We start from the raw sequence: 8,977 nt of genomic DNA, 5'->3' as shown, positions 1-8,977 counted from the left end.
TCTCCTGGCCTATGGACTTGTGGATAAGCCATTCTGAGAGTAAGGTGAATGAACTAACAAACCGGGAATAGCTCTTATTTTTCCTGAATTTTGTTCCAGATCCCCGGACCTAGCTAACCCAACTCCCGGTGCAAAGGTTCCATCATCAGAGTGATGGGCAATAACCATGTGGGCTGATTTCATCATCATTACATCATTGGTACCATCACCATTGGCTACTACAAAATAATGATGATCTTTTAAATAGCGCGCCAAAACCCCTTTCCCCTCAGTGCTCATTTCGGCAAAAATAATTACTGGTCGCTCATCCGGCGCTCTAGCCATTAATTGTTGAAATAATTCTAATACCTGATCATTAACGCCTGAAAAAACTACCGTAGAATTCGCGGGATACTCTTCCTCTGACAAGATAGGTAGTTCCTCTTTGATTTCTTTCGCATTAATTACCCGAAGGTGCTGCGCGTGTGATGGACATAATACCGTAGCAATATTTTTGGCCGCTTTGGTCGTATCCCCTGTTGCAACAAATACCGGAACAGATAGTTCACGGCATTGGGCAATGAATTTTTCAGCATCTTTTTTTACTGGGTTATCTATAAGAAAGGTGCCATAATAATTGAAGCGTTGACCTAAATTGTTTCCTTCTTTTGAGCTAAGTTTGGTCACGATAAATTGCTCTATTTCTACTTTATTGTCCTGTTCAAAAAATTGATGTACATCTCTAAATTCCTCTTCAGTCAATTTAGCTTTAGCCAAACACCAATCGCGTGATAATACTCCTGTACGGCTTTGCATTTTTGCATAAGCCTTGAAGACTGAACTGCCTTTAAAGGCATCTTCTTTAGGTACGCCACAAAAAACCAAGGAAAAGTCAGTACCCTCTTTTGTTAAAGTAAAACGGCCACCAAAGTTACGGTATAAACCTAGGTGGAAGGTTTCAATTTCTTTTGTTATATCCTGGCTAATTATTTCTTTTTTAAAATGATTGTTACCATGGGTCGCTACTTTTAAACAATCCTTATTCGCTAAAAGCCTTTTAAAAAACTCTAAAATAGCATGTTCTTCAGGTTCCAATTCTTTTTTGTTATTGGTAAATGCGCTACAAAAGACCTCAAAACTATCTAACCACTGTGCTTCACTAGGGAGAAGTAAATCATCTTTTCCACTTAAACTGGCTTGTACCTCCGCGTCCATATCCGTAGTCCACAATCCCAAAACATCCATCCGTGTCGTAGTTAGCGTTCCTGTTTTATCGGAAATAATGGCCACACCTTTTGCAAAACGATCACGATAATAACCTCCTAAAGCGTTGCATAAATCGACAACTCTTAAGGCATCGATGGTTTCTAGCGGATGCTCTCCTAAACTGTTATTTAATTTTTTTACTAAACGACTATTGATGGTTTCCCGTAAAAAAGCCTCAGAGAAAGGTATCATCGTTTGAAACAAGGTGAACATTAACTTTAGGGTTTCTGCAGGCATGGCAGTAATATCACGCTTTAAAAAGGCTGCCATAATGATCGAGCCCAGAATAGAATGTAAGACACTTTTTTTCTTACGGCTTGCAATAATGTCATCAATCACGGCTCGTTTTTCATAATCGCTGGTTAACAAAAGTTCTTTTTCCGGTTTTATTTGAATAAATACATTATTTTTTCCGTATAAATTTAATTTATCGCCAACTAAAACCCCTGCTTGTTTGCCATCCCGAACAGCGTATAAATCTATTTTTTTATAATTCGATGTGAAATCAGCTTTCGTCAGCTGCTCTATCCACACATCCTCACCATTTTGAGCTTTCAAATTAACGCTAAACTTTTGTTGCTCCACATTTTGGGTAAAATGATCTTTAGAATCGCGCCTTAGAGCAATTAATTCTCCTGATACAGGAACAGCATCTAAATCGATGCTTTCATCACAATAAACCAAATCCCCTGTGCGCAATTGATAACGAGGTACACCCAGGAAATAACATCCAACATCGGTAACCCGCAAAACCTGGTGGATTTTATGATTATAATCGTAATCATAATCTAGCTTCTCTTGCTGCAATCGCATTTTTTTAATAGTTGAAGGGGTCAAATCCGCTAACAAGGCTGGCAAGTTACGAAATCGTTGTACAATTCTGTCAGCATACCGTATGTTGTGGGAAATAAGGCCCAATTGAAAAGCCCTAGAACTAACCATTAATTCACTAGCGATAAAATGGTTAATTTGAAAATAAAGATTAGAGACTGAAGTAAGGCCACTTGAGATAATCGCGGTATCAGAGCGTTGAGCCCCTTTGTTATAGTGCAAACGGACTAAAAAATCTTGTACTTTTTGGGTTAAGTAAGAAATTCCACTGGGTACAGCTATAGCACTTACACCTAAGCCTGCAATTAAAGAATATTCACTGCTGGGCTTACCGAGCAAATAATGGGTGCCATTAAATACAGAGCTATACATATAGGTAATAGCCATTACCTCACTAGCCACAGCAGCCGATAAAGCAGCTTTTGAACTAAAGCGTTGATCAGTAATCCGATTTAATGCGCAATAGCCTAAAACGGCTGCACCAAAAATAAATTTAAATACAAAATCATATTCTGGACTCCCTGTAGCATATTCGCTAAGTCCTTCCGTCAGGTAATTGCCTAGCAATAAGGCTGCACCAGAAGAAATACTGGGCCATATATAGTTAGTAAAGCTACTCCAATCCATTGATTCTAAAGAAAAGGTTAATACCAAGCTATTATATAAATCATTTACTCGGGCAGAAAAAAAATGGCTTATACCTGATAAAGCATTTGATATAAAGTAGGTTCTATCAGGCTCGGCATTCTGGATTAAGTGGAGGGGTAAAGCTCTTATATTCCTTAGATCAATAATTTGTGATTTATCCTTTTTTGTTAACATAGCGAAATCCCTCCGTAGGTCAATAACTCTCTTTTTGCGTTCTTAGAGACCATATTGATAATTAACTTAACCTTAAAAAAGTGCAAGAGAAATTTGAAAAATAATGTTTCTATTTGTCTATAAGCTTGTTTTCTTACTTTTAAAAGCCTACAATTTGGATAAATAATACTCAATAATTGGCATTATGGATAAGAGCGAGCAACGGATTGAAGAGCTTGAAAAACGGATAAATCTTTTAGAAAAAAAGATTGAGGCACTCTCGTTACCCAATAATTCCCCGCACCATTCAACCAGGGATGAGCCGCAACAGGCGGTACATTTTAAATCGTGGGAAGAGCTCCAACCTCGTGAGCCTATTGAAGCTTTCGCCCCTTCTACGACAACTGAGGACCTTAGTAATAAAGTAGAAAAATCAGGAAACTGGTTAGGTATTATTGCCATTATTTGTTTTGTATTTGCAGCAGGATTTATTATTAAGTTATCCATTGATACAGGCTGGCTAACGCCTGAGCGCCAAATTATTATTGCTGCTCTTATTGGTCTTTGCTTGATCGCAACAGGTTTTTGTCTACCTACTGTCTATAGACAATACGCTAGTTTACTTCCCGCTGCCGGGATTATTATTTTGTATTGTTCCGTGTTTGCTGGGTATCGATTTTACGATCTTACCTCATTCAAAACAGCCTTAGTGCTCACGAGTTTAGTTTCCGCCTTTTGCATATGGCTTTATTGGAAATTTAGTCATGATATTTACCCGGTTGTTGCCATCATAGGCTCTTATTTATCCCCCATAATCTTAAATTTAAATTATTCCTCCTTCTTCACTATTTATTATTTTATTTGTTGCTCTTTGGCCTTTGCCATTATATCGATCTGGACACGCTCACGACTCATCTCCATTGTAGCTGCTTATTTAGCGATTTTAACTACCTTTGTTGTCGGTGTAGAGCTAAACCAAAACATAATGCTTGCCAATAGTTTGGCCGTCCACTTCATCATTTTCTCCATCAGCTCCTACCTTTACAGCTTATGTAATAAACAGCAGTTAACCGAAAATGAAGCATGGGCTTTTTTCCCGGTGCTTACTCTTTTTTATGGTCTGGAATACTATTTGATTAGCGGCAGTTATCCTGTGCTTGCGCCTTACCTATCTTTACTGTTTGCTGTTATTTTAATCGGCTTATACTTCCTCACTAAAAGCTTCTTCCCTAACCAAGAAATTAAGAGTCAAGGGATGATTTACTCCTTTGCATCACTGGTATTTTTCCACTCTTTTTATCTTGAGATAATACCTACTGAATTTAAACCATGGCTTTTTGTATTAATTACTTCAGCCTTTGCTTTCTTACCCATGCTCTCACTGGATTCACAGCACAAAAGGGTATTTTACATTCCGGCTATTATGCTGGTACTTATCGCCTTTTTAGAATATGGCCATATTATGATGCAACTGTTTTTTAATAAATATTCCACTTCTACCCTCTTTGCAGCCTGGGCAGGATTTGCCTCATTGTGTTTTGCTCTAAGTCGACATTATGATGATGTGTATAAAAAAGAAGAGTATGGCATTCTCTTCCTTGCTTTAGCACATTTTTTAGCAATCATGAGTTTCTACCGCCTTGCCGATCCTTACGGCTCTTTGGCAGTAACTAGTTTTTGGTTATTGTATGCGATATTAATTTTAATGATTAGCTATCATCTCAAAGATAAACTCATGGCTCATTCTGCCTTATTAGTGCTTGGCCTATCAGCAGGAAAGGCCCTCCTTTATGACGCGGCAATGACTCCGACTGCCGTACGTATTTTTTGTTTATTATTCACCGGCATGGTCTTATATGGTGCGGGTTTATTAATGAAAAAAATAGCTCAATGGGATAAGCAATCGTAATAAACTTTTCTAACTTATGACGACCCAGCTTTCATCGGATCAATATCACTCCATTCCAGTTAATTCCATAATTTCTCGCTGATAACTGGTAAACTTATCCGAATTTAGAGGAGAATAGTTTAAATTTTTTAATAGACTAGTTAGCTTCATAAAAAAGCTACGTGCTTTTTCTTTCTCAGTAAACTTATAGTCTTTGTTCACTATATCTAAGAGTAAATTAAATAATTGTTTTTGACGGTTTAGAGGGACGGAGACATCGACTGCATCATAAGCATCTTGCTGTAAATAAACCATATCAAACATTAATGCTTTTTGATAGAGGAGATAATCGTCCATCGTGATGCCCTCTTCACCAGTTACTTGCATCATATTCAAAATATCTTGCCCTTGATGAAGTAACTGGGTTATTTGACTGACTTTCATGGTCCAAGTAGGCTCTAAGTTCTGTTTGAACCACGATTGCAATTGATCTAAATAACGAGACCAGGAAATTAACGGGTCTACCGCCGGATAAAATCGCTTATAAGCTCGATCATAACTTAAACCGAGAAAGGTTTTCACTGAACTTAAAGTCGACTGCGTCACGGGTTCTTCGAAATTTCCTCCAGCCGGTGAGACAGTTCCAACGATGGTTAAACTACCTAAATCACCTTCTGCGCCTTCAATGAGCCCTGCGCGTTCATATAAACCCCGAATACTACTATCTAAGTAGGCAGGAAATCCTTCTTCACCAGGAATTTCCTCCATGCGTCCTGAGGTTTCGCGCATGGCCTGTGCCCAACGGGAAGTCGAATCAGCAATCAATAAGACGTTATAACCCATTTGCCGGTAATATTCCCCCAGCGTAATCCCGGTATAAATGGATGCCTCTCTCGCAGCAACAGGCATGGAAGAGGTATTGCAGACAATAATAGTTCTATCCATAAGGGTACCGCCGGCATGGGGATCAACTAATTTAGGAAATTCAGTAATTGTTTCAACAACCTCTCCTGCTCGTTCACCGCAAGCAACAATGATGACAATATCCACATCCGAGTAACGGGCGATCAAATTTTGTAAAACGGTTTTACCCGCGCCAAAAGGACCAGGAATACAGGCGGTGCCTCCTCGTGCAATCGGGAAAAAAGTATCGATTAAGCGTAGAGTCGTCACCATGGGCTGCGAAGGATAGTGACGTTGGGCAAGATTATCAGTCATCAATTTTTGTGCTATGGAAAAACGAACCGGCCATTTCTGCACCATACAAATCTGGTGAGCACGGTTATGTGCCTTAATTTGAGCAATGGGGGTCTCTACATCAAAAGTTCCCTGTTGAATCCATTCAACCTCAAGATTCTTCCCCAGATCGAAAGGAACCATTATTTTATGGGTTATGCGTCCTTCTTGTACTGTACCTAAAACGGAACCAGCATGTACTTTATCTCCCGCCTGAACTAAGGGAGAAAAAACCCATTTTTTCTTAAGATCAATGGCAGGTTCACGTACTCCACGCGGTAAAAAATAGCCGTAATTACTCGAAAAATTTAACAAAGGATTTTGTAAGCCATCATAGATCATCCCTAACAAACCAGGCCCTAAAGCAAGAGAAAGTTGTTCGCCTGATTGCTCGACCAGATCGCCAACTGCAATGCCTGAGGTTTCTTCAAATACTTGGGCTACTGCTGTATTTCCTCTAACGTGCAATATTTCTGCCATGATTTTTTCCTGGTGTGCCGAGGCCTTAGGTTTAGGGCAAATATAGATGATTTCATTCTTAATGAGTGGTTTGTTAGCCTTCTGCTGGATATGTACTATTCCCTCTTGGATAGCAATTACTTGAGCCGAATCAGTCCTATTATCGCCGTTCATTTTCTATTCCTTTTCTAAATCTAGTGATGAAGCAAGTAATGAATCACATAAATCGTCAATAGTTTTTAACACGTCTGTCTTATTAAACTGCGACCAATAATTAACGAGATCCCAACGCAATAAATAAATAACTAAACTTTCAAAATCAAAATAATGTCCTATTTCTTTACGTAATAAATACTGCCAAAGGTAGGTTAAGAGAAATTCTTCAACTCTAGCCGTATCCTTTTGGGCAAGAGCATTGTTAATGGTATTGAGCCAAGGATAAATCGCTTTTAACCCAAAATCAGGCTCATGCCAATGCGCAATTAACTGCTGCTTATTAGAGCTAATCCATTCCTCATTAGGCTCATTGGGCGGCTCTTGTTGAACCTGACGTAAACGAAGAGCGGCCATTAGGCTACGTAAATTTAAATACCAATCAATTAACTCCTGAATAAATAAGGAATCAATTTGATGCACTTCCTTGTAGACCTTTTGTAATTCTAATACGGAATACTTAGGTTTAAACCAGCTCTGCCAGACTAAGAATTCAATCTTAAAGAGTAAACTTGCATACTCATCCGGCAAGAGCTTCAGCCGCTTTTCTAATTGCAATCGTGATATCGGCGGCTCGGCAATTCTAAATGAGTCGCCAATTCTTGGTAAACTTGAGGCAATTGTAATGAACTCTTTACTCATTGTAGTAAGCCTTCAAGTAAAGCACGAAAGCGAGGTTGCATGTGTTTTATTAAAAGGCTACTCACCGCCTCCTCACTTAAATCTAAAACTATTTCTTCATCAACAAGAGATATTTTAATTCCAGCTGGTTTCCTACTATCAGGGTTAACTTGTACACTCATGCCTTCCTTAAACATTTTATGGGTTAAAGATTGTACTAAATTCTTTAACTGATCCTGAGCCAATAAATCAGGATTTTTACGAATGTCTTCAAAGTCTAAAATTTTTTCTGGTAAGTGCAGCTCCATCTTCTGCGCGTTAAAATCTTGGATTTGTTTAACACTGTCGCTGGCGATCATTAAAATCAATTGACGAATCATTGCTTCATTATCTAATTCTTTATGTACCAACCGTCTTATCTCTTGCGAGAATCGGTCCATGAGATTTTGTCTCAGCTCCAAGCGCATATTCTTTGCTGCGAGCGCCAAAGCATCTTCCATTGCTTTTTTCTCTTTCTGAATGGATTGATTCGCCTCATCCACTAAAGATTTGGCCTTTTTTTGCGCATTATTTAATAGGTCATTGGCTTTTATTTGCGCATCATTAATTATTCTCTCTTCCTCTTCTTTGCCGCGCGCCACCCCCTCCTCTTTCAAACGCTCAATGAGGGCCTCAATCCCGTGGGAAATTACATTAGCAGGATTTATTTGTTTCGCATCCATGGATTGACTCCTCTATTTAAGACCACTGCTTAATACTAGGGCAAACACAAAAATAAATACTGCAAAGCCTTCCACTATAGCCGCAGGTGCTACGGATAAACCAAAAATCTCAGGTTTATTTTTAGTTGCATTAATCGCACTGGCACAACAATAACCTTGTTGAATCGCACAAATCATTAAAGCAATACCGGTTAAGAATCCAATTCCTAAGAGGCCGCCAGCATTTTCAGGAGTAACCGTCCGATTTAAGGCAAACATAATGACTATACCCATAATTGCTTGCGTGGAAGGCAACACGGACACCCCAATGTATTTACCATAGCCGCTCTCGGTATCCAACATCACGCCGATTGCAGCCTGCCCGGCCGTAGAGCAACCACAAATACTACCCACCGTAGCCAAAGCCATCGGTGCAAAGATCCCTATCCATCCAAACATTAACATTAACTCATTCATGAGTGATCTCCTGCTTTTTGAAAGGCTGGTATCCATAGCCTTCTTCTTTTACTGACCATTTAAAAAATTCAATATAATTCAAACGTAAACCATGAATTACCGCGCTCATCAGACACAAAACAAAATTTAAAGTTTGACCGATTAAGAACACTAAGACCGCCAAGATAGTACTGGTTTGCGCAATATGCTCAGCCATAGTATTAAAAGTAATCGCTAAAGAGGCACCCGCCAAACCTAAAGCAAATAAGCGTAAATAACTTAAAATATCCCCGAATAAAGAAGGAAGTTCCGCAAAAGCTGCAAAACCATAAATTATTCTCTTCATCAAACCCGTAAAACCACGCAGTGGTTCATTGGATGCAAAGAACATGATAAGAAAAACACTAATTACTCATGTTACGCACATAAACTTGTAGTTTGACTAAAAAGCATTAGAATTCCGCCCTTAATTTTAGGGAGGGAATTAAATGGATATGCTTGATCTTTATAGTGATTATTTGATTTT

Annotated in this window: 7 protein-coding genes; 1 reads left to right on the top strand and 6 read right to left on the bottom strand. The window is 38.9% G+C overall.

Features of this window, described 5'->3' with window-relative positions:
• Positions 1 to 9: 9 nt before the first annotated feature.
• Positions 10 to 2,898, bottom strand: coding sequence for an HAD family hydrolase (locus ELY15_RS11170; RefSeq protein ID WP_127100018.1), 2,889 nt, complete (start codon positions 2,896 to 2,898; stop codon positions 10 to 12).
• Positions 2,899 to 3,082: 184 nt separating this feature from the next.
• On the opposite strand from ELY15_RS11170, the gene ELY15_RS11165 reads away from it, so the two are divergent.
• The gene (locus tag ELY15_RS11165; protein WP_127100016.1) at positions 3,083 to 4,786 is read left to right on the top strand and encodes a DUF2339 domain-containing protein; all 1,704 of its coding nucleotides are present in this window, start codon (positions 3,083 to 3,085) and stop codon (positions 4,784 to 4,786) included.
• 45 nt (positions 4,787 to 4,831) lie between these two features.
• On the opposite strand, the gene ELY15_RS11160 is transcribed toward ELY15_RS11165, so the two are convergent.
• The 5 genes from ELY15_RS11160 to ELY15_RS11140 are packed head-to-tail and all read right to left on the bottom strand — an operon-like array spanning position 4,832 to position 8,797.
• Positions 4,832 to 6,634, bottom strand: a complete 1,803-nt coding sequence (locus tag ELY15_RS11160; RefSeq protein WP_127100014.1) for a V-type ATP synthase subunit A — start codon at positions 6,632 to 6,634, stop codon at positions 4,832 to 4,834.
• A 3-nt stretch (positions 6,635 to 6,637) separates the two neighbouring features.
• Entirely contained in the window at positions 6,638 to 7,315 is a 678-nt protein-coding gene (locus ELY15_RS11155; protein ID WP_127100012.1) for a DUF2764 family protein, read from the bottom strand.
• Entirely contained in the window at positions 7,312 to 8,016 is a 705-nt protein-coding gene (locus tag ELY15_RS11150; protein WP_127100010.1) for a hypothetical protein, read from the bottom strand. The genes ELY15_RS11155 and ELY15_RS11150 overlap by 4 nt, the downstream gene beginning before the upstream one ends.
• A 12-nt stretch (positions 8,017 to 8,028) precedes the next feature.
• A complete protein-coding gene (locus tag ELY15_RS11145; protein WP_127100008.1) occupies positions 8,029 to 8,472 on the bottom strand; it encodes an ATP synthase subunit C in 444 nt (147 codons plus the stop codon).
• Entirely contained in the window at positions 8,465 to 8,797 is a 333-nt protein-coding gene (locus ELY15_RS11140) for a V-type ATPase 116kDa subunit family protein (protein ID WP_233586663.1), read from the bottom strand. Before ELY15_RS11140 ends, ELY15_RS11145 begins: the two co-directional genes overlap by 8 nt.
• Positions 8,798 to 8,977: the final 180 nt, after the last annotated feature.

The sequence above is a fragment of the Legionella sp. km772 genome, assembly GCF_003989735.1.
Taxonomy (GTDB): domain Bacteria; phylum Pseudomonadota; class Gammaproteobacteria; order Legionellales; family Legionellaceae; genus Legionella.
The sequence above is the reverse complement of the archived record's forward strand: the minus strand, read 5'-3'. Positions and strand labels throughout refer to the sequence as shown.